Source organism: Sanguibacteroides justesenii, assembly GCF_003204205.1.
Lineage (GTDB): Bacteria > Bacteroidota > Bacteroidia > Bacteroidales > Marinifilaceae > Gabonibacter > Gabonibacter massiliensis.
Genome location: NZ_QJPL01000003.1, coordinates 230729 through 253043, shown reverse-complemented (window position 1 = coordinate 253043; position 22315 = coordinate 230729). Strand labels below are relative to the sequence as shown.

15 protein-coding genes and 2 tRNA genes are annotated in these 22315 nt (G+C 43.1%); 8 read left to right on the top strand and 9 right to left on the bottom strand.

All coding sequences use genetic code 11. The annotated features are described in order from the left end of the window. Positions 1 to 5: 5 nt before the first annotated feature. The gene (locus tag DMB45_RS06295; protein WP_041502810.1) at positions 6 to 1139 is read right to left on the bottom strand and encodes an OprO/OprP family phosphate-selective porin; all 1134 of its coding nucleotides are present in this window, start codon (positions 1137 to 1139) and stop codon (positions 6 to 8) included. A 243-nt stretch (positions 1140 to 1382) separates the two neighbouring features. Here DMB45_RS06295 and DMB45_RS06290 point away from each other — a divergent pair, with 243 nt between their 5' ends. The 5 genes from DMB45_RS06290 (at position 1383) to DMB45_RS06265 (ending at position 6151) form a co-directional block, all read left to right on the top strand. Then, positions 1383 to 2018 (top strand): lactate utilization protein, encoded by a 636-nt coding sequence (locus DMB45_RS06290; RefSeq protein ID WP_041502809.1) that lies wholly within the window; start codon positions 1383 to 1385, stop codon positions 2016 to 2018. A 3-nt stretch (positions 2019 to 2021) separates the two neighbouring features. Then, on the top strand, positions 2022 to 2438 hold the full coding sequence (locus DMB45_RS06285) for an acyl-CoA thioesterase (protein WP_041502808.1): 417 nt from the start codon (positions 2022 to 2024) through the stop codon (positions 2436 to 2438). A 76-nt stretch (positions 2439 to 2514) separates the two neighbouring features. Beyond that, positions 2515 to 2589 (top strand) — tRNA-Val (locus DMB45_RS06280). Between the two features lie 260 nt (positions 2590 to 2849). Then, entirely contained in the window at positions 2850 to 5099 is a 2250-nt protein-coding gene (locus DMB45_RS06275; RefSeq protein WP_041505532.1) for a cation:proton antiporter, read from the top strand. Between the two features lie 245 nt (positions 5100 to 5344). After that, positions 5345 to 6151, top strand: coding sequence for a peroxiredoxin family protein (locus DMB45_RS06265; RefSeq protein ID WP_052634462.1), 807 nt, complete (start codon positions 5345 to 5347; stop codon positions 6149 to 6151). Between the two features lie 197 nt (positions 6152 to 6348). Here DMB45_RS06265 and DMB45_RS06260 read toward each other — a convergent pair whose 3' ends face one another. From DMB45_RS06260 to DMB45_RS06240, 5 genes are all read right to left on the bottom strand, one after another. Beyond that, positions 6349 to 6837 carry a fibronectin type III domain-containing protein gene (locus tag DMB45_RS06260; RefSeq protein WP_041502805.1) on the bottom strand — a complete coding sequence of 163 codons (489 nt, stop codon included), beginning with the start codon at positions 6835 to 6837 and terminating at the stop codon, positions 6349 to 6351. Positions 6838 to 6960: 123 nt separating this feature from the next. After that, positions 6961 to 10200, bottom strand: coding sequence for a golvesin C-terminal-like domain-containing protein (locus tag DMB45_RS06255; protein ID WP_041505530.1), 3240 nt, complete (start codon positions 10198 to 10200; stop codon positions 6961 to 6963). Between the two features lie 454 nt (positions 10201 to 10654). Continuing rightward, positions 10655 to 12103, bottom strand: coding sequence for an amino acid permease (locus tag DMB45_RS06250; protein WP_041502954.1), 1449 nt, complete (start codon positions 12101 to 12103; stop codon positions 10655 to 10657). Positions 12104 to 12268: 165 nt separating this feature from the next. After that, a complete protein-coding gene (locus DMB45_RS06245; protein WP_110688581.1) occupies positions 12269 to 13567 on the bottom strand; it encodes a M18 family aminopeptidase in 1299 nt (432 codons plus the stop codon). Positions 13568 to 13582: 15 nt separating this feature from the next. Next, positions 13583 to 14434: a 3'(2'),5'-bisphosphate nucleotidase CysQ family protein gene (locus DMB45_RS06240; protein ID WP_110688580.1), complete on the bottom strand. Its 852-nt coding sequence runs from the start codon at positions 14432 to 14434 to the stop codon at positions 13583 to 13585. A 408-nt stretch (positions 14435 to 14842) separates the two neighbouring features. Here DMB45_RS06240 and folB point away from each other — a divergent pair, with 408 nt between their 5' ends. Both folB and DMB45_RS06230 read left to right on the top strand, forming a co-directional pair. After that, a complete protein-coding gene (gene folB, locus DMB45_RS06235; RefSeq protein WP_041502802.1) occupies positions 14843 to 15196 on the top strand; it encodes a dihydroneopterin aldolase in 354 nt (117 codons plus the stop codon). A gap of 62 nt (positions 15197 to 15258) precedes the next feature. Then, positions 15259 to 15329, top strand: a tRNA-Cys gene (locus DMB45_RS06230). A gap of 290 nt (positions 15330 to 15619) precedes the next feature. On the opposite strand, the gene DMB45_RS14855 is transcribed toward DMB45_RS06230, so the two are convergent. Then, entirely contained in the window at positions 15620 to 15850 is a 231-nt protein-coding gene (locus DMB45_RS14855; RefSeq protein ID WP_236685017.1) for a nucleotidyltransferase family protein, read from the bottom strand. 232 nt (positions 15851 to 16082) lie between these two features. On the opposite strand from DMB45_RS14855, the gene DMB45_RS06220 reads away from it, so the two are divergent. After that, on the top strand, positions 16083 to 19547 hold the full coding sequence (locus tag DMB45_RS06220; RefSeq protein ID WP_110688579.1) for an ABC transporter permease subunit: 3465 nt from the start codon (positions 16083 to 16085) through the stop codon (positions 19545 to 19547). 11 nt (positions 19548 to 19558) lie between these two features. Here DMB45_RS06220 and DMB45_RS06215 read toward each other — a convergent pair whose 3' ends face one another. After that, on the bottom strand, positions 19559 to 20206 hold the full coding sequence (locus DMB45_RS06215; protein ID WP_110688578.1) for a CatA-like O-acetyltransferase: 648 nt from the start codon (positions 20204 to 20206) through the stop codon (positions 19559 to 19561). A gap of 27 nt (positions 20207 to 20233) precedes the next feature. Then, positions 20234 to 22075: an LTA synthase family protein gene (locus DMB45_RS06210; RefSeq protein WP_110688577.1), complete on the bottom strand. Its 1842-nt coding sequence runs from the start codon at positions 22073 to 22075 to the stop codon at positions 20234 to 20236. Between the last annotated feature and the right edge of the window lie 240 nt (positions 22076 to 22315).

Sequence of the window (22315 nt, the reverse complement as noted above, 5' to 3'; positions counted from 1 at the left end):
AAACATTAAAAACTCACCTGTACCCGTCCCTGAATCATGTTAAAAGTCTGCTTACCGTCAATCTGGGCATACTTATCCAAACTAACCAGACTATAACTCATTTTAGCCGCAATATATTTATTGAAATAATAGATAGCTCCCAAAGAAAGATCGTTTTGTTTCCCCCCCATAATCCCTGCTTTTCGATCATTCAAATTAGTCACATTATATCGACAAAGTACCTCCAGGCTTTTTGTTCCCGGACTCTTCGCCATTCCTGTCATCTTGCTGTAACCGTATTTTCCGCTCAACAAAGCGTATCCCATCTGCACGTACCAACCGTCACCGTTATAATTCGAAACGGCATGCCTCCGGTTCACATGCCCGAGCATATATTCGCTTTGCATATAAAATTTATCGTATACCAGAATAATCTCGGCTCCCAATTTCCATTGATTGATGGCCTCCGTTACCTCCGCCTTCAAGAACTTTTCCGAAAGCAACTCGGAAGGAGCTCCGGCAGCATAAGTAATCGTATTTTTTTCCGCCTCCCCATGCGTGCTGAAACGGGAAGAGAGCCCGATGTGAACGGCATTATCTCCATTTACATAAGGACGATACAGATACCGGCCGGCTATCGTATACCCCTCATCTCCTTTCTCCTTATTATCCACATCCTTATCGCTAAAGATGCCAGTCCACAAATTTAAAGCGTCTACATTATAGATATAACTGATCCCCAATTTACGACGATCTCCAAATGCTTTTCCGGTAACAGACGCCCCGTTAAATTTCATATCCGATGTCCCGATGCGGTAATCCAACCCAAAAGCTTCGTAATAATGTCCGATCCGGATCGCGTGGCGTTTTTGCTGATATTCGATATAAACATCCTTCAAAGAAACTTCACTATTAGCAAATCCTATCTCGATTTTTCCATACCAATGATCCAAAAAACGCATGGTGGTCCCTAAACGTACATCATAAACCTCGACGGCATTTCCCAACGGAGTCTTATCACTAAAAAATACGCCCCCGTCAAACAAAGCCCGGCCGATCAACCGACACTCGAACTCCCCTTTCTCAGACTTCAACACTAACTGAGCCGAAGTAATATGCACGAATAAAATAAGAAAAAGTAACGAAAAAAGAACTCTCATAAATTTAACATTTTCAAATAAATACTATATTTCCCATTCAAAAAGGCAAAAATACAAAAAAAATCCATTATCCCCTGTCGATAAAATAACACGATCAAAATCAGATCGGGATTTGTTTTACAACACGTTACAGTTCGATATCATACGACATTCACAAAGATTAGTTACCCACCTACTTACGGCCCTCTTTTTTGAGTCTTTCTGTTTTTATCCTATCTTTGCTTAATATATAAACTTTCGGCCATGGAAAACGAGACCATAGAGCACACGATAAAAGCGTTAGAAAAAAATCATTTCGAAGTCTATTTTGCCCGAACGACAACCGAGGCTCAAGAGATTTTCTTCACCGAGATTTTCGAACGCCTCCAGCCTACCGCAATCTCCTGGGGCGATTCCGAAACGATGAAGGCTACCGGAGTATTGAATGCCTTGGAAAACCATCCCGAATGCGTATTGATCCGAACCTTTCAAGAGGGATATAGTAGAACCCAAAAAACATACTGGAGACGACAAGCCTTACAGGCCGATTTGTTTCTTACCGGAACAAATGCCTTAACCAAGCAGGGCCAACTCGTCAATGTGGATATGGTCGGGAACCGGGTTGCAGGCATCACGTTCGGTCCCAAAAACGTCGTTTTATTCATCGGCGTAAACAAAATCACCGAAAATCTGGAAAAAGCGATGGAACGCATCCGTACCGTCGCCGCCCCCCGGAACGCGATACGTCATCCCCATTTGCACACGCCATGTCAAACAACCGCCTCCTGCATGAACTGCCAAAGCAGCGATCGCCTTTGCAACACCTGGACTATCACCGAAAAGTCTTTTCCGCCCAAACGAATTAAAATCATCCTGATCAATGAATCTTTAGGTTTATAAAACATGCATACATATCTATTCGAATTAGAAATGAAAGTACGTGACTACGAGTGCGATATTCAAGGAGTAGTCAACAATGCCAATTATCAGCATTATTTAGAACACGCCAGGCATGAATTTTTGGAATCCACCGGTAAAAGTTTCTCCGATCTTCACGCTCAAGGGATAGATGCCATGGTCTCAAGAGTGGATATCTCCTACAAACACTCTCTCAAAGGAAGCGACCGCTTTTCGGTAAAGATCGCCTTAAAACGGGAAGGAATCAAACTGCTCTTTTTTGAAGACATCTATAAAATTCCTGATAACCAACTTTGTGCAAAAGGATGTGTCGAAGTCATATGCTTACAAAACGGGAAACTAACCCGAGGAGAACCATTCGACACGCTTTTCAGCAAAGAATTAGAGAGATCGGAAAAATAATTTTTCGATAAAAAATTCTTCATTTCTTTTGACAAATTAAAAATATAAATTAAATTTGCACCGCAATTCGATACACGGGCGCTTAGCTCAGTTGGTTCAGAGCATCTGGTTTACACCCAGAGGGTCGGGGGTTCGAATCCCTCAGCGCCCACAAAAAGAGGTTCCAAAAGGACCTCTTTTTTATTCTCCAAAAATTTACCCGTAACATTCAGGGATTCCGACGAAGGAATAAAAAAATTCTGTGATTCAATGATTCCGTGAATAAGAGATTAAAAAGATAAATAGGCGTAATGACTTAAATAAAAAAGTTTAGGGTAATCTTGTATGTAGGTGCCTAAATTAATTTACGATAATTGTTACCTTTTACGACAAAAAAACGTAAATAGACATCGGATAACAAATAACAATCAGATGAAAAGAAATAAGAAAAATTACTGTATTTACATACTTATGCTCCTTATATTCGGAGTATTGATTTACGAAGCATTACTTACCGGAGAAAAATTTACCGGGCAAACCGATACGGAAACAGTTGCGGATTCGGGAGACAATGCTTTCAACATGTTTAAAAATATCATCATCGGCAACCTTCAAGGCCCGTTAACGGTTTTACTCTTTCAAATCATCATCATCCTGTTTTCGGTAAGAATTTTTTCTTACCTGTTTAAATACATGGGCCAACCGGGTGTTATCGGTGAAATCATAGCCGGAATCGTATTAGGCCCATCGGTTTTAGGGTTGTTTTTCCCGGATTTCTTTCACGCCTTATTTCCGGCAGACTCTTTAACAAACTTAGAGTTACTCAGTCAAATCGGATTAATCCTGTTTATGTTTGTCATCGGCATGGACGTTGATTTCAACCTCTTAAAAAACAAAATGAACGAAACCCTCGTGATCAGCCACGCGGGAATCATCGTTCCTTTTTTCTTAGGAATAGCCGCCTCTTTTTGGATATACGAAGAATACGCGGCCCATCAAACGGAATTCCTGCCGTTCGCCCTGTTTATAGGAATATCGATGAGTATAACGGCTTTCCCGGTACTGGCCCGTATCATACAGGAACGCAACATGACCAAAACTCCTATCGGGGTATTAGCCATCGCTTCCGCCGCTAATGACGACGTCACAGCTTGGTGCTTACTGGCTATCGTCATAGCGGTCGCCAAGGCGGGAACCTTTCTCAGTGCATTATACACGGTAGGTATAACGATACTATTCATAGCCTTCATGTTCGGCATTGTCCGGCCTTTTTTGCGTAAGGTCGGAGATTCCTACATCAACGCTGAAGTCATCAATAAAACATTCGTGGCTTTTATCTTTTTAATTTTAATCGCTTCTGCCGTTACGACCGAAATCATCGGGATCCATGCTTTGTTCGGTGCTTTCCTTACCGGCGTCGTCATGCCCACCAATCCGGGATTTCGAAAAGTAATGATGGAAAAAGTAGAGGATATCGCCTTGATTTTCTTTTTACCGCTCTTTTTTGCTTTTACCGGTCTTCGTACGGAGATCGGCTTAATCAATACACTCGAATTGTGGATGGTTTGCGCCCTATTGATTTTCATCGCCATATTGGGTAAACTGGGCGGTTGCACGATTGCCGCCCGTTTGGTCGGAGAAACATGGAAAGATAGTCTCACCGTCGGTACACTAATGAATACAAGGGGATTAATGGAACTCGTCGCCCTGAATATCGGTTATGAAATGGGAGTCCTCTCCCCGGAAATATTCGTCATTTTAATACTAATGGCTTTGATTACCACGTTTATGACCACTCCGATATTGAAAACGGTCGAAAAAATCTTCCAGACCACTTCTGAGGTCACCACGAATAAATTCAAACTCCTACTCTCTTTCGGGCGCCCCGAAAGCGGTAAACTTCTGCTCTCCGTCGCCGCACACCTATTCGGCAAACAATTAGAAGATACGGAAATCATTGCCGCCCACTACACGATCGGAACAGACGTGAACCCCCGGAAAGCCAAACAATATGCAGAGGAAAGCTTCGTTCCTCTCGAACAAGAAGCTTCCCGTTTAAACCTAAATGTCGATAAACGCTATAAAGTTACGGACCATCTGATCCGGGAAATAAGCCAACTGGCCAACAAAGAAAAAGCTCATCTATTACTTATCGGAGCAGGCCCGCAATTTTTGCAACCTGAAACATCACCCCCCGCACAAAATCAGGCATGTACGCTCTCTCAACGTACACTGAAAAACATACGGCAACGCTTTTTTCAATTACCTGGCGGGCTGATGAAAGACAAATTACAAGAGGTGATCAAAAATACGGACAGCCCCGTGGCCATATTCGTCAACAGGGGATATACGCGTATTCGCCGTCTATTTATGCTCCTCCTCGATGAAAAAGACTTTTCACTGCTACCTTACATTCAGAAATTATTCGCGGAAAACGAAACCGTCATCCATCTCTGTTTTTTAACACCCGTCCCACCGTCACCGCATCTGGAAGAGAACATGGAAAAAACAGTTAAGGCAACGCGACTATTCACCCGGGATCAAGCCCTCGTAAACAATCGCCAAATCAACCGGCCGGACAGCTTACTTATCGTAAGTTATTCCAGCTGTATCGAATTAACGCGTGACCCATCACTGTTTACCTCGTTACCTTCTTTACTCGTCATGAATCTACCGGAATAAAAGCAATCGAAAATATTTCAAAAGGGGCTTGGACAGCCCCTTAAATCATGTTTCTACAGGTTGAAAATAATAACGTATTCCTCACGGAAGAAACTATTTCGATAAATTCGTTCGTGTTTGTCAGAGTAATACATGAAAATAGGGTCCGTATACCCGATCTTCCTTATTTTATCCTCGGGAAATTTCCTACTTATTTTGAACTATTCTCCATTGTATTTATATTTGTTGATAATAAATGATCGAATATGAAATACATTATAATACTGACCGTATTTTATTACACGATTCCGGCATTCGCCCAAGAGATCACGGAAGAAAACTATTTGCAGGAAGATTCCCTCGTCTGGGAAAAGTACAAAGTCATCGAAACACGAATGTTCCAATTAACGGAAAAATATCCCGAGAAAAGAGACAGCTTACTTACCGTATTGTATGAAAAAGAACTTCCCTCCATCCTACGCGAAAGCCGGAATTTAGCCCTAAAATACGCGGCTGTCCCAAGCGGTTTGAAAAGGTTATTCATGGTAAGATTAGAGATCCCCAAAGATACGCTATCCCGCATTCTTAAATCGCTCTCCCCGGAGATACGGGAATCCTTCTACGGAAAATGCCTGCATCGACATATCATCACGAAACAAATCGAAGAGGGAGATCTCTACTTCGATTTCCAAGGCTCAAAAGAGAACGGAACGGAGTTTCACCTCTCCTCATTAGCAGGCAAACGGATTCTACTTCTCTATGGAGGATTGGGCTGTATGGGAGAAAAAGGACGTACTTATTTGGCCGACCTCTATCAAAAATATTCCGACGACAATTTCGAAATCGTCGTTTTTTGGCCTTGTTCCTCTTTAGAGGAGCTAAAAGAGTACAAAAAACGGTATCCTTTCCCTTATACTTTTGTCTCCGACTTTTTTGAAGACCTGAGTCCGGTGAAAATCACCTACGGAACACAGGCTACCCCGACCTGCTTTTTCATCGATTCGCGAGGTATCGTCAAAATGAGATCCGAAGGCTTCAACCCGATTCTATGCGAACAATTGTTAAAAGAATAAAACAAACGGAACTCTATAACTCCGTTTGTCCTATTATCGCTTCTGTTTTTGTGTTCGTTTATCCATGGCAACACCCATGATAAAAGGCAACCCTTGAGGACGTACGCCACGTGCTATTCTGTTTTAAAGTAAAATAGTAAAGAGAGAGAAAGTATTATTACTGACTATTTATAAATCTCGTAAAATATATTATCCAACTACTCTTCCTTTCTCCAGAGGAATGTCATTCCCCGAGCCTCCTGTACAGAAGGGGTAGTGGCTAAACTCGAGGTCTTCATACCCCTTACTCGTTCTAACCCTGGCCCGCTTTTGATTCTGATTCCGTCTTGATCTTCTTGTGTAATTTCAATTTTTTTTTCCGGACCGGGTTGTCCAACACCATAATAATTTTCAACCCTTACCCTAAAGATATAGCTCTTACCTTCTTCTAAGTTATCAACTCTACAAAGCGTATTTACATACTCAAACCGACCATTCCCCTTGTCTACCATCGGAACAAGAGGTGCGCCAACTTCTCTCCAACGCTCTATACCTACTTCCTGACATTCAACATGATAGATCAGCAAGCGTTCTCCACCATCACGAAGTGGGGGTTCAATAATTAAAGTAACCCTACCCGCGGCGGCAAACGCCATATTCGATACTGATACCAAAATCAACACGATAAAAAATTTACTTGTTTTCATGATTTCATTTTTTTATTTGATCTCTCTCTAACTATTTAGTTCCAAACGATTCGATATTCCCGGCAACACGAGTCCTTTAGCACGACCCCGCCATCCCCTGTTCCCCCGGGGAGTATCTCACGATTACTTGACTTTTACCCATTTCACGGCATCCGCGTACAGGTATTGATGCCGATCGACGCCTTTCCCGCGCAGGGTAACCTTTGCCTTCCCGGCGGGAAAGCGATACGTCCCGAGCGATGCCCAACCGTCTTCCGCGTGCAACAGGTCGAGATCGACCTCTTTCACGCCACCGGCATAAACAAAACGGTATTTTTGTACCGGGTTTCTTTTTTTCTTCCCGCGACTGTAAAAAGATATCGAGTTGTTATCGTCTGCACGAGACTTATTGTTATAAACAAACAACTCGTACGCCCCGGCCTCCGGCAAGTCCACCTCCCACTCGACATCGGAATCTCCTTTCCCGGACTTTTTCTCTAAATAACTTCTGGAAAGTTCCCCGTACGCCTCGTTACTACTCATCCAACTCCAACGTGTATTTTTATAACCCGTTTGCCGGTACAATTTCTGCACGGTCCGGCTATTTTCCACAACCCGGCAACCCGGGTCGTCGTTATCCACGATATACACGCCCGGTTCCGGGGCGAAAGCAAAGGTATCGGCGTCAAAAAATCCGTCTACAGGTTCTTTAATCCTACCTTTTTTAGCAAAAGGCTCAAACACACGATACGAGGGATCATTTCGAGACCCGTTCGTCTCGACCAGGATTGTCCAACGATCACTCGGTCCCTCGAAATAAACTTTGATCTCCTTGCAGGCTCCTGCTGGGACAAGGTAATGACGTCCTTCATTGACATACCTGCGTCTTATCGATAGGATACCGCCACAGTTTCCCTTATTCCACGCTTTTATACTGAACACGAATCCTTTCTTTCCTCCCGGGGCTTCCACGTCGTCCACCCGGGCATCCCTGAAATAGTACGCGGGCAAACCTCGCTCGCGATACAATTCACGGGTTAACTCCAAAAGAGATACGCCGAATCGTTTCTCCAACTCTTCGCAATACTCCTCGTAACTAAAGCTCCGGAACAAGTGGCTTTGAATAAACCCCGTGTTAAAACGGGCTAATTTCCCCGGGGAAACGGTACGTAAAATATATTTTAAAAAATTACATCCCTTGTAAAACAGCACACGTTTCACGCCCACTTCATTATCCGGGGTCTGCAACGCGTCTTCCAGGCTCCGGTTTAAAAGATACCGGGCTGCCATTGAATTACCACTCCCTCCCCAACTGACAAAATCCGAGTCAAACCCCTCTTGCATATAGTGAAACAAGAGATTGATCCCGGCAAACTCGGGAGAGTACACGTTGTAATGATACTTTTGCAGCAAATAGGAAATATCACCTTCATTTCTCACGTTGCTTCTCCCGCTTTTCCCGGTTAATTGATTAAAAAACACGTTTCCCGCCGGGACGTATCGCTTATCACCGGTTAATTCCCTCATGTACATGTCCAAAAAACCACGCGACGGGCTAATCGTCCCGTTCCATTCAGTTCCCATTTTAAACGCCCGGGAGAATAACGCCTCCCTTTCCGGACGAAACACGATTTCCGGTTGTACCCGCTCGCTATTGGTCTTCCAGTCCCGCCCGTAAGCGCAAAAATGAACCGGGGTCTCCACGAGACACAGTTTATCGAAAGCGTACGTTACCTTGTTATCTTTCGACCTGTACCTGCACATGCCTTCCCAGTAGTCGACAGTCTCTTCCGCGGTTATTTCTTCAGGAACGAGGTATTCATGCCCCTTGAATAAAAAGAGTTCATACCAAACGCCGCTTATTCGAGCGCTCTTCCGGGTATAATCGCCGGCACAAAGCGTTAAACCGGGCAAGGCAACCTTGTTCACGAAACGAGTGTCATCTCCTTCCCTCGTCTCCTTTCCCTGGGAGATCACCGCTCTCGAGCGTTCCCCTTTTACCCGTAACGTGAAACGAGTGTAATCCTGACCCGACAGGTAGGGAGAATCGACGTTAACAGGGGGAATACTCGAGGGATACCACAAGCACTCGGGAGTGAGCAAGGTATAGTCCGGTTGAAGGTAAAAACAATGTTGCCCCGTGTTGTACATGTAATAGCGACGCGTCGTGGCGAGAGAATCGATATTCGTTACTTCGGGGTAACAAACAGCCGGGGAGATCGAGCCCCCGTACTCCATTTCTACCCGTCTCGTTTCTCCCGCTTCCATCGATAACGGAAGAATCAAGACCTGTCGCTCCCGCCGAAAGGGTAAAACCTCCCCGCCCGTGGTTAATTTCAAGACCTCCAACCCCGGGTTTAAATACAAAACAACGGAATCTATCTTCTGGTTATGAATATTCTGCAAGTTTAGCTCGCTACACGCCGAGTAGGCGTATCCCTCCTGCTTGAACTCGATAGCATGATCGGTAACACTAACCCTCGGAACGGACTCGTATTTGGCAAACGCATCCCGAACCGCCTCCCGCTCCTGATCCCGGCGGATGAAATGACCCGCGTAAAAGCCCGATAGGACAACACCCAACGCCAGTAACCACGCTCCAGGGCGACCGGCGGAGACATTGCTCCTCGAGCCGGAAGGAAGCCGGTGAACGAAAGCGACTCCCAGGATGATTAACCCGCACCCGTAGGCGAAAAAAGAGGTCCGTTGTAACAGGTAGACCCCGAGACCCGCGAATCCCGTGACATCGGAAAAAGAGTTGGGCAAGGAGAGGGACAACACGTCAAAAATACCGTGAAAAAACCTGCTGCCGAAGTTGAAAAAGAGATACAACATTCCAAGTAATGAAACACAGGCCAAGGCGGGGTTACGCACCATCCCCTTCACGCTTGTCGCCAATCCCGTGAAGAAAACAAGTAACGGGCAAGTCAACGTGAAAAAATAAAAAACATAAGGATAAAGAGCGAAAGGAGAGTCGCTCGAGAACAAGTGAATTAATATCGCCACCACCCCCAGGAAAAAACTCAGGCCAAGCATCAAAATTAGAAAACCCGCTGTTTTACCGCACGTCAGTTCCATGTTCGAGAACGGGCGTGCCGACAGGGCCGCGTTAGCTCCCTCCAGGCGACTTTTACGCTGAAAATTACCGGCAAAAAACACGATCTCGATAAACAGGAACGCGTTTACCAGGCAAGCGTTCGTGTAAGGGATAGCCGAGGGTAACGACACGGTAACCCATTCCGGTTCCACCAGATTACTTTGCGTGATCACGTGAAGAAAAATCACGATCAGCACGACAAGCGCCGTGACCATTTTAAAACTCCACTCTCTCGAGATCGCTTTTATCTCGTAACCGGCAATCAAACTAACATTCTTGGTATTCATATCTATAATCCTGACAAGGTGTTTAACATCAAAACGAATCAATTATCACGACAATATTGTAATTAATATTTTACAATAATATCATTCAATTTGCAAATATAGTATAATAATGATGACATCTTGCAATATATTTCACAATTATAATATAAAATTCAGTTTACACCTCGATATTGAAGTTTATTGAAAACCACGCAGGAGTCAAAAAAAAAACACACAGGACTAAATCACCATATAAGATTATTACCAATCAAACATCTAAAACCAGAACACCGAAAAAGTACACGCGCAAATCTATAATCCAATATAGACAAATTACCGTTCGGAACCCAGGCCATCCGACCTGTTTTTGATCGATCCGCGAGGGATCGTCAAAATGTAAAACCGAAGGTTTTAACCCGATTCCACGCGAACAATCACGAAAAGAATAAACGGAGCTTAAAAGCTCCGTTTAATATCAAGACTTTTGTTTTCGTTTATCCATGGCAAAACTGATGATAAAAGGTATGGCAAAAAAGACCACGGTCCCCGTTATCACCAATCCGGTATAGAAGGCCGGACTTCCGACAGGCAGTTGAGAAGGAGGAAAAAAAGTAACGGCAAAAGAGAAAAGAACGGCCAAAAAGCCGATTCCGGCAATCAGCCACATTCCCAGATTCCCGCCCGGGACCTTATAACTCCTCGGTAAATCGGGTTGGGTATATCTCAATTTGATGCCCGAAGCATACATCATCATGTACATTAACAGATACAATCCGATCGTCAAGGCACTCAACAGGAAAAAGGCCACACTCACGTCATCCATAACCATATACAACGACGATAAGACAGTAACGATACATCCCTGTATAATTAAAATATGAATCTGTATTCCGTTCTTGTTCGTCTTTTGCATAAAATTCGGCAATTGTCCGTCCCGGGCCGTCCACAACAACCCCCGGCTGGGACCGGATATCCAGGACATTACCCCCGCCAATGCTCCGAACGCGACCAACAGTCCCATCACATTCGTCAACCAACCGACGTGATAATGATTGAATAACTCCTGAAACGTCACCAACAAACCGGCCTGCAGATTAATCTGATCGTAAGGTGTTACAACGGCCACGGCCAAAGAACCGAAAGTAAACAAAGCAAAAGAGATCAACGCGGCTAAAAACATAGCGGCAGGAAATTGTTTTTGCGGATTTTTCATCTCCTGTGCATGCACCGCGTGTACCTCCACTCCCGCAAATAAAAGTAAGATCCCGGCTAAAAAAGCGATATCGCTCATCCCTGATATATGAGGAAACAGTCGGGGATGTACGTGCTGTGCGGCATCCACGTTAACAACCTGACTTACCGTGGAGGGTATATGCTCGAAGGATACCGGATTTTTCCCGACAATCCAGATAATGGCCATAACAATAATCACGACACCCGGCAGTACCGTTCCCAACAAGAACCCCTGACTGGTTATCCGGGAAACGATAGAGGTTCCTTTAAGAGTTACCCAAGTTGCAAACCAATACATGATAATGGAAAACAAACCGACAAACATACCGTTTTGCGCCAAATCGGGTCTTCCGATCATATAAGCGATGGAAGCAGCCGCAAAACCTAATACCGTCGGATACCAAACCACATTTTGTATCCATTGCAAAAAAATAGCTGCAAATCCCATCCTTCGGTTAAAAGCTTCCTTTACCCAGGTATAAACTCCTCCGCCTTTATCAGCGAAAGCACTTCCCAACTCCGCTCCCACCAAAGCCGCGGGAATAAGGAACAGAAAAGTAGCAAAAAATATATAAAAAAACATCGTCAGCTCTTCTTGAGCCATCATGGGTAATCCCCGCAAACTGATCACCGCGGCAGCCGTCATTAACGCTAATTGCCACGTGGAAATATTCCTTTTCCGTTTTTCCATCATCATAATTTTAAGTTAAATGCTAATTAGACTTCTAATTACAGAGTAATAACGTAACAGCACTTTTTTTGTTTACCCTCCTCCCGTTAATAAATGCGGCGATCTAAAAAAAACAGGACCCTCAAAAATTGAAGGTCCCTGTTTTTTAATGGTAAGATAGGATTCTCATACATTATAAAATTTCGTAAACGCCTTAATTACGTAAAAATGATCCATCACCCCTCCGGTCTCCCGTACCGAATGCATTCCCCACATCGGATTACCTATATCAACACCTCTCATCTCCATCTGCGAAAGCAAAATATTGCCCAAGGTAGATCCTCCAGCCATATCCGAATGATTCACAAACTTCTGGCAAGGCACATCTGCCATCTTACAAATCGTTTCGAAAACAGCGGCAGAATCACCATCCGTCACATATTTTTGATTGGCATTAAATTTTATGACAGGACCACCGTTTATCACCGGATGATTCGTCGGGTCATGCTTCTCCACGTAATTCGGATGAAGGGCATGCGCCATATCGGCTGAAATCATAAATGAATTATGAATAGCCCGATAAAGATCTTCCGGAGTACCGCCTAATCCAAAAACGATCCGCTCTATGATCGTTCTCAAAATCGGCGAACCGGCCCCCTGTTTGGTTCCGCTACCCACCTCTTCATTATCGAAAATAGCTAACACCTTGGTTTTCGAACATTTTTCAGAAGCTAAGAATGCTTTCAACCCGGCATGAGCCATTGCCAAATCGTCTAACTTGCCGCAAGAGATAAATTCCTCGTCGATTCCCACCAAACAACCTTTTTGATACTCGTAAAGGGTTAAGTCGAAATCAAGAATCTCTTCTTTACCCACTTTCATCTCTTCAGCTATCAAACCCAACAAATAATTATCTTTTTCAAACGTGTCGTTGATCATTCCCAATACGGGCAACATATCCTTTTGCTTACTCAACGGATTCCCTTGGTCATTCACGGCACGATTAAAATGAATGGCAATATGCGGGATCACCAACACGGGACGCTTAAAGTTCACGAATTGAGTCGCGGGTTTCAACGGATTCAAACTCCGCAGCATAACTCTTCCGGCCATAGATAAAGGACGATCGAACCAAGTATACATGATCGGTCCCCCGTAAACTTCCGTGTTCAACTTCAAATATTTCCCGGCAACAAGCATTTCTGCATTCGGTTTTATTCTGAACGTCGGGGAGTCGCTATGCGCACACACCAACTTAAAACCCTCTTCGGCAATCTCACCGCTACCAATCTCAAAAGCAAAAAGAGAAGAGTGATTCTTCGTTACAAAATATTTTCCACCTTTTTCTATATGCCATGCCTCACCTGAAAACAGTTGCTTGAAGCCGTGATTCAACAACTCTTTTTTAGCATTCGCCACTACATGAAAATTGGTCGGGCTTTCATGTATAAATTCAATTAATTCTTTTGCTACCTGTTTTTCCATTTTATCCTGTTGTTATTATTTATTTCCCGATTTTTCACCCAACTGAAAATCACAAAAACGGGTATCTCCCGCCATAATCAAATCATGAATCCGTTTACTGAACATAATAAACGGAGGGCTTAACATATTCTCTTTATTATATACCAAATTTCTTCCGGTCTCCAAGTTCAGCACCACTCCTCCCGACGCTTCGACGATAGCATGACCGGCGGCCGTATCCCACTCCGAACATTTCCCGAATTTAGGACATATATCCATCTCCCCCTTAGCGATCATCACCTGCTTCAAAGAAGCTCCAAAGGGGAACAACTCGACTTCATATCCCAAACCCTTTAGATAATCGATATATTGAAATTCGTTTTCCGTCATATTGAACCGGCTGACCGCAACTTTCAATTTATTTCCTCCGGCCACGGAAGTTTTTAACTTTCCGACCCCTTCCCCGTCTTTAATTCCACACTCCACATCCGCACCTCCCCACACCAATTCCCCATCATTCACGTTATTTATCATTCCGAATACGGGAACTCCGTTCTCCACCAATGCAATATTCACGCAAAATCTCCCGTTCCGGTAAATAAACTCTTTCGTTCCGTCCAAAGGATCGACTATCCACAATTCCCGCCACCCGGAACGAATTTTATAATCCGGCAACGGAAGTTCCTCACTCACCACCGGAATCCCGGGAAAAAGCTTTTGTAAAGCCGACACGACATATTCACTCGACACCTTATCCGCCTCCGTCAACGGCGTCAAATCACTTTTCAACTCCACAGAAAAAGACTGCTTATTGTATATATCCAATATCAAACGCCCCGCCTCTTCTGCAATCTCTTGGATTCCAGCTATTTTACTTCCTATTACCATAACCTAATCTTAATACAAACGGTTTTATAAACTTACGAATAATATTAATTACAACCATAACAATCTATCATTTAATTAACAAAAAAACAATCCATTTCACACAGTCAAATTAACATTTCGCTATATATCAACAAGATGACTATTATTAGGTCAAAAAAACACAAAAAAATAAGTCCAAGATATTAAACAAGATTAACTATACATATAATATTTATTAACAATAAATATTATACCACAATAGAGATTGGCATTACCTTTGCAGTGTCTTTAAGAGATTGAAGATTTTTCATAAGTTTGTATGGTTTAGGTTAGTAGTTAGTAATGTAATCTTAAGAGTCGACATCCTGTCGACTCTTTTGTATTTAAAAAAAGGAGTAAAGTTATCATTTTTTTGTAAAGTAAATACACATGGAAGGAATTATTGAAATCGAAGGAATGGAATTTTTTGCTTATCATGGCTGTTATGAAACGGAGCGTAGTGTAGGCAACAAATTCAGGGTTTATGCCAAAATCATCGCAGACTGCGGAAAAGCGGCGGCAAGCGATGACATCAACGATGCCCTCAACTACTTCTCTGCCTATGAAATTATCGCCCGGGAAATGATGATCCCGTCCCATTTATTAGAGCACGTTGCCAAACGGATCATCGATGCCCTATACCTGGCTTTTCCCGAAATCCAAAACGTCACCATTAAAGTATCCAAATTAAACCCTCCCTTAGGAGGAAAAATCGCTGCAACCAGCGTGACTCTATCAAAATAATTACGGACAAGATTTGTATATTCCGAAAAACCCCTTATCTTTGCCACGCAAAATCGCGACAGGGTCGGTTGGCCGAGCGGTTAGGCAGCGGTCTGCAAAACCGTGTACAGCAGTTCAAATCTGCTACCGACCTCACAAAATCAGTCACTTACAAGGTGACTGATTTTTGTTTATAACCCTTTTTTGTCGTTTCCACTTCCTTCATCGCTATCATTATCAATTATTTATCACTTAATTTGCAATACAAGGCCGGTGAATATTATTCTCATTAGTTAATATACAATAAACTGATACCTTGGGTAAATTCAAACAGGTTATCATTGCCTCTATCATAAGGAAAAGGCGTTTAATATTTTTAGGATTCTCTCTCTCATGAACCAATATTTTATCCTGTTCTGCCGATCCTTTAGCGAAATCTTTCAACTACCCCTCTTCCACCAAATCAATTTCCTTGTGCAGAAGAGATCGTAAAACATTCACGATTCCGATATACTTGAAATAATTAATATTCGCATTCTTGTCAAAGCGTACAAGTATATTAATATCGCTTTCTTTCGATTCTTCTCCACGCAAGTAAGAACCAAACACCCATGCTTTCTCGACGGGTTGTAGCGCGAAAAACGTTCTTAGTTTGTTAATAAGAGCTTGTTCCATATAGGCTTTTCTGACAAAAGTAGTGAATGCTGACGAGAAATCTTTTCCTCCCACTCCGAGTTTCCAATCCCTCCATCACTCTATCTTACCATTTATAAAAGTCATCTTAGTAGAAAAAACGACCTGTGTAAAGTATTTCTAATTAACAGAACAATTATGATAAGATTTGTTTTTTTTGAAAATATTTTTATTTTTGTAAAAATACAGAAAGTGATTTTGTCTTTACATTAATATGAACCTGCACGATATTTTTCATGTTGCCCGTTACGAAGCTAAAATTCAATCCCGGGATTGGATGCTTCGGGTTTTAGCTATCCTCACGCTATGCGGAATCACTTTCTTTCAATTAGGACTGCAAGGCAACGATATCATACCCCGCTGGAACATGATCGCCCTTCCTTCTTCAATGCCCTTTGTCAACGCTTACATGTTCAATATCGTGCAATCATTCATTGCCATTTTCATGGGAACAAGTATTTTTTACAGGGAAAAACACTCCGAAAGTTTAGAAAGCCTCTATCCCCGGCCTTTTGAAAACAATCGCTATATCATAGGAAAATTCTGCGGCATTCTTTCCATATTCGTGTTATTCAATATTTTTTCCATATTTATCAGTATATCTTTAAATCTCTTTTACAGCTTCTCTCCCTTTAACCTGTTTCTATACCTGTTTTATTTTTTCACGTTAACCTTACCGACTGTAATCTTCATTTTAGGCCTGGGATTCTGGTTATCAGGAATTTCCTCCTCGCGTCCTCTTGCACAGGTCCTACTATTAGGAGTCCTAACCTTTTCTCTGATTTTCGCTCCTTCATTCTCCCACGGTACCCTCGATTTTTCCGGAAACTCCTTGCCGAACCTGTTCAGTGCGATAACCGGTCACGTGAATTTAAAATTTTATCTGCTCCAAAGGTCTATCTATCTTCTGCTGGGAATGGGATTCCTGTTGTTAAGTACCCTGTCGTTCCACCGGTTGGTAAATTCCCCCTCCCAAACCCCGCAAATAACAAAAAACGGGATCTTTTTTCTTGTTTTGGGGATAGCGAATATTATCTTTTTAGAAGGCCTATACGCCAACGACGAACACGTTCGAAACGAGTACCGTAACAGCTTCACCCGTCACTGGGACCCCGTCACTTGTAGAATCACAAAACACTCTATCACATTAGAACAAAAAGGAAACAAACTGTTCATGGAAAGTAATCTCGTGGCGTATAACCCGAACAAAGAAACTTTACCCGAGCTGATTCTTTTTTTAAATCCCGGTTTAAAAATTAAAAAAATAACACAGGAGGGACATGAGATCGGGTGGGATCGGGATCAGCAGGTATTGAGGGTCAAAAAATCCCTTGTCCCGGGGGACAGTATTATTCTCGACATTGACTACGAAGGAAAAATAGACGACCGCTTCTGTGAACTCGGTTTAACCGAAAAGCAGCGACTGAATACGGACAGAGAAGACGAGTTTTTTAAGTTCGGCCGTAAAGGCTCTTTCACGAGAGGCAATTGCCTGCTGTTGACCCCGGCAGCCGCTTGGTACCCCGTGGCCATCCCACCGGAAAACCCGGTAACGCCCGTGCTGTCCCATTTAGATTTCACCCTGTTTAAATTAAAAGTGATTCATCCTCTGCAGCAAGTGATGATAGCTCCCGGCATCCCACAAGTAAACAAGAACAGGGACACGTTTTACTTCTTTCCCTCTTATCCCCTGCAGGGATTAACGCTATGCGGGGGCGATTACGCTTCAAAAAGAATAAAAATAAAAGACATCACTTTCCTTCTCTACTATTTTAAAGGACATGATTTTTTTACCCGACTTTATCCCTCCGCCAAACTCAAGGAGATGCAAAAATCTTTGCATCAAGAAATGCAAGATTTGATTTTTCGAAACTTCCCACAAATCTACTTGAGAGCGGACACGTTAAATATAAAACGGGTTTTAGCCCGCCGTCCCTGGTACGAACCTGAACTGCGTCAATTAACGTTTATAGAGACCCCCCTCGCTTTCGATTCCGACTGGCAAAACTGGAAAGGAGGCAACAACCGGTTACAACCCGGTCTCGTTTTATTACCGGAGTATGGCGTCGGCCTAAACTTCTTATATCGAAGTCCTCAAGTCAGGAGACGCAATCGTTGGGACGATGAATTCATCGATAATAGCTTGGTAAGAACTCTATTTCTCCAAAATCTATCTTCTCCTTACCTGAATATTCCTGCCAGTAACCCGTTTTTCCGGGTAATCATGAAGCCCAAGGGAAGGTTCGGGGAGAATCGTTTAAAGTCCCCGAGCAACCCGTACTATCTTTACCCGTTATTCGCCGAGCCGGAATCCTCCGTTTATTCGTTCGATTATCCTTTAATAGATATAGCCCTCAAAACAATACTACGGGAAAAAAAAGAATTATTATCCGGAGAACAATCTTATGACAAACCACGCACTCAAAAATTTTCGGCAGTTCCTTTTAGTAACAAACGGGACAAATCTGTTCCCCGTTCCTATCTACAAGGATACACCATCGAGGAAGTCATTCAAAACCGGGAATTACCGGAAGAGATTCTGCGTGCCATTTTCTACGTCAAATGCGAGGAACTATTAAATCGAATGACCACGTGTTCCAGACAGACCGTTTTTAGCTTTCTAACGGACTTTTACTCCCGTCATCGACAAGAAGTCCCTTTCGAGATCCTCGTAAAAGAGGCCCGGGAAAAATTGAATATCGACATGGAAAAGATTGTCCGGGAGTGGAGTACCTATCGGCATGACGCGCATTTCCGCCTGAAAGATTTATCAGGAATACGCTATTGTACCAACAAGCGGCTTCTTTTCCGCTTCAAATTATTTAACGATGGCGAATCCCCGGGAATCGTGACTATTCAATCAGGAGAGAATTACGATGATTTTAAAACACTATCCCTTGCCCCGGGAGAGGCAAAAGCTATCGAATTCATTGAAGAATACCGCTACAACCCGTATTCATGTGTTATCAACCTGGGTAACTCATCTCATCTACCGGACAAGTATACTGTAAAAACATCGCAAGAAATAGATCTCCCGGGACCTGAAACTGCTTTTTTCATCCATGATATCGATACCGTGGAGTTTGTTCGTCCGAATGATGAAATCATCGTCGACAACGAGGATCCCGGATTCCGATTAATAGAACCGAAACTAACCGTTTTACAAAGTCTCTGGAACAACGATCAACTATCGGGGAATCGATGGAATAGATTTATAAACGAACAGTCGTTCGGGGACCCCGTAAGAAGTTATCACTCCAAGCAAGGTAGCAATGGAGAAACGAAAGCTGAATGGAGTGTAAACCTTCCTGAAGCCGGTAAATACGAGGTTATGGCTCTCGTCTATCATAATCAATGTTATGCGGTCTGGGACTCGTTAGGTGATTACACGATTCCTCCCGGAAGAATCAAAGAGAGTTTAAAATTCCACTACACGATTTCACACGGTCCCCACGAGACGGCTGTCGAGATGGAAACAATAAATTATACCCCGTCAGGAAGCGCAGGTTCGGACAGAATATATACCGATGTTTCCAGCAGGTGGAAATACTTTTATGTCGGGTGGGAATCGCTCGGGGTATACGAGTTCCCTGAAGGGAAAGCGACCGTCGTCCTTGATGACCGGGGCGAACCCGAAGATACGATTATCGCCGATGCCGTAAAATGGGTTAAAATGTAGATGTACTTTCGTTAGCGAGTTAGCCTCTCTTGTATTTTCTCAAAAAACCGCGATAAATGTTCGCCGTCGACAAAGGCATGGTTCACATATACGGAGAAGGGCATAACCGATTGTTTTCCGCGTCGTATAACTTTACCCATCGTACTTAAAGGGTGAGTACATCCGTTCCCCGCTTCATAGATTGTATAAGTTATCGAGGTAAAATACATTTTGGGAACAGCACTTAAATGCATGACATCGAAATCACCTTTAGCGTACAGCTCTTTTTCCACACCGTAAGGATCTCCGTCAGCCTGAACATGGGAAATGAGTTCCCGTGCTTTGACCTGGAAGCGTTCGAAGTCCGGGTCGTAAGGGATTCTGACGGTCACGAACGTCTTTCCGGGAATCGCTACCGGAGTAATCATATCGACCGTATCATGCAGGACAACCCGTCCCTCTTTGTCGGTTCGATAACGTAATGCCTCAATCTCATTCGCGGCACATAATACGGCATGCAGGTAGCGCAAAAAGAACGATGTTCCGGTACTCTTCGCCGTAACGAACGCTTCCGTACACTCTATTTCGGTCGTTACCGAGTACCATGAGTTAACATACGAACGGAAAAAATTGAAATTATCTACACGTTCCCAATTTTCCAAATCAATCAAATGCTTCATGCTTTTTGTATTTTATACGAGAATCTTTTATTCCGTCCATTTATCACGCGGATTATACCGGAAATAATCACAACGAATCATCAAATCGGAAATCTTCCACGCTTCCTTGGCCCATTCGATTTCGCTCTCCGGCACGCCGGCGATATCCCCGTAAACCTGCATTTGAGGGCTTACCGCGAAAGCCTTTTTATCCGGGTCCAGAATACTCCGTCCCAAACCCGTCCATGAACAATCTCGCAGGCCTAACAAATCCAGCAAGGTCGGGTACATGTCGATTTGTCCCATCACTTTATCGTAACGCATTCCGACAGGAGAGTTCACCACGATAAAAGGGACATAAGGATCCGAAGAAACCACGTCTTTACCCTTCTCGGAACAACACAATGTTCCCCGGCTGTTGGCCAACCCTTCGTGATCACCCGTGATCACGATCAATGTTTTGTCAAACTTTCTTTGAGAACGCAAAAAGGCGATAAAATTTCCTATTGCCCGGTCCGTGTAATTCGCCATGGTCATGTAATCATTCATCCGCTTGGGAATTTTATCGGAGAAGGAGACCCTTTTCAGCTCTTCCGGCAGGATAAAAGGATTATGTCCGGAATAGGTGACGCATTGAAGGAAAACGAACGCGGAATCCGGCCATAGTTCCGGAGAAGAGATTTTCTCCCCGCATTGACGTAAAAAAGAGAGATCCCCTAATTTTTTCCGCGGCCCCACCTTTTCATCCAAAACGAAACTACGTCTCGAAATCAAAGAATCGAAACCCAAGGCCGGACAGATCACCTTCTGATTCCAAACGATCTCTTTATCTACCATCATCCCGTAAATTTTCGCATTTTCCGCATTCTTGAGGTATTTCAAAAAAGAAGGATAGAGGGAACGGGGAAATTTCGTACTGTAAGAACCATTACCGATGGGCAATAAACCGGAATACAACAGAAGTTGGGCATCAATCGAACGACCTCCTTTTACTTGCGTGAGTACTTTAGAGGCGTAAAGCGTCGACTTTTCTTTCAATAAGGCATTCATACAAGGGGTGATCTCCACTCCTTCCACCGTCTTTTCCAATACCCAACTCTCCAACGACTCTGCAAGAATCAATATACAACCGTTACGCTCTTCCAATTGAAAGGGTAATGTTTTATGCCGGGGGTGAAGTTTTAGCCAGGCTTCGATCTGTTGTTTTATTTCAGGCGTATAAGCTATGTTTTCTAACAGATAATCGTAATAAAGAGATCCGAAAACGGTATATATCGGGGTATCACAGGTATGTTTATTGGCCCCTTGCAAAGATTCGTAAGCAGCCTTAAAACCTCCCTTCGACCAGATAAAAGCACCCGAAAATAAGGTTGCGACCAAGATCAACAACAAATAACGTCCGGCCCTTTGCCGTTTTTTCCAAACGGGGAGGATAACTTTCTTTTGCTTATATTTTTTATAATAGAGGATGGCCGTCAAAAGGGTAGAAAGCGGAAAAACCGCATCGATCCAACACACCGAATCGTATACGCTCGCGGTAAAATCTTTCAGATTACCAACGAGTCCGTAGCTATCCAAAGGTATTGCCGTAAAATAGGTCCTGAAATACATCAAATTGACGATAAACAAAATATCCAATAAAAAAGCGATAAAAAGAGTCCATTTTACAGCACGGAAGCAAAATAACGGGATAAGAAAAAGCAGGGTAAACCACAGTTTATTCAAATATCCCTCCAAAAAAGAAAACGAAGTAAACGTGGTCTGCGACGACCAGATCAGGTCGAACAAAACAAACTTGAAATAAATGCAAATGAAAAATAGTAGATACGCTTGCCGATTTACTTCTTCCGGGAAAAAATAATTTACAACCTTTTTAAAAAATACTTTCATACAACCGTTTTACCTCATATATAATACGGAAGGCAAAGGTATAAAAAACAAACATTTTAATTGTAAACAGCAAATTTTTAATTGCAAACCGATATTTAAATCATAAAAATCATTACTAACACGTTTCAACACCCAAACGATTTATTCCGCCCAAGGCGAATAAAATAACTTTATACCCTTACGTTACCGACTAAATAACAACATATTAAACGTGATCCTATAATCCGGAATCAAACAAAA

Bases quoted from the DNA above. Each gene is read 5' to 3' on its own strand.
- DMB45_RS06295 (WP_041502810.1), bottom strand. From the start codon at position 1,139: ATGAGAGTTCTTTTTTCGTTACTTTTTCTTATTTTATTCGTGCATATT.
- DMB45_RS06290 (WP_041502809.1), top strand. From the start codon at position 1,383: ATGGAAAACGAGACCATAGAGCACACGATAAAAGCGTTAGAAAAAAAT.
- DMB45_RS06285 (WP_041502808.1), top strand. From the start codon at position 2,022: ATGCATACATATCTATTCGAATTAGAAATGAAAGTACGTGACTACGAG.
- DMB45_RS06275 (WP_041505532.1), top strand. From the start codon at position 2,850: ATGAAAAGAAATAAGAAAAATTACTGTATTTACATACTTATGCTCCTT.
- DMB45_RS06265 (WP_052634462.1), top strand. From the start codon at position 5,345: ATGAAATACATTATAATACTGACCGTATTTTATTACACGATTCCGGCA.
- DMB45_RS06260 (WP_041502805.1), bottom strand. From the start codon at position 6,837: ATGAAAACAAGTAAATTTTTTATCGTGTTGATTTTGGTATCAGTATCG.
- DMB45_RS06255 (WP_041505530.1), bottom strand. From the start codon at position 10,200: ATGAATACCAAGAATGTTAGTTTGATTGCCGGTTACGAGATAAAAGCG.
- DMB45_RS06250 (WP_041502954.1), bottom strand. From the start codon at position 12,103: ATGGAAAAACGGAAAAGGAATATTTCCACGTGGCAATTAGCGTTAATG.
- DMB45_RS06245 (WP_110688581.1), bottom strand. From the start codon at position 13,567: ATGGAAAAACAGGTAGCAAAAGAATTAATTGAATTTATACATGAAAGC.
- DMB45_RS06240 (WP_110688580.1), bottom strand. From the start codon at position 14,434: ATGGTAATAGGAAGTAAAATAGCTGGAATCCAAGAGATTGCAGAAGAG.
- folB (WP_041502802.1), top strand. From the start codon at position 14,843: ATGGAAGGAATTATTGAAATCGAAGGAATGGAATTTTTTGCTTATCAT.
- DMB45_RS14855 (WP_236685017.1), bottom strand. From the start codon at position 15,850: ATGGAACAAGCTCTTATTAACAAACTAAGAACGTTTTTCGCGCTACAA.
- DMB45_RS06220 (WP_110688579.1), top strand. From the start codon at position 16,083: ATGAACCTGCACGATATTTTTCATGTTGCCCGTTACGAAGCTAAAATT.
- DMB45_RS06215 (WP_110688578.1), bottom strand. From the start codon at position 20,206: ATGAAGCATTTGATTGATTTGGAAAATTGGGAACGTGTAGATAATTTC.
- DMB45_RS06210 (WP_110688577.1), bottom strand. From the start codon at position 22,075: ATGAAAGTATTTTTTAAAAAGGTTGTAAATTATTTTTTCCCGGAAGAA.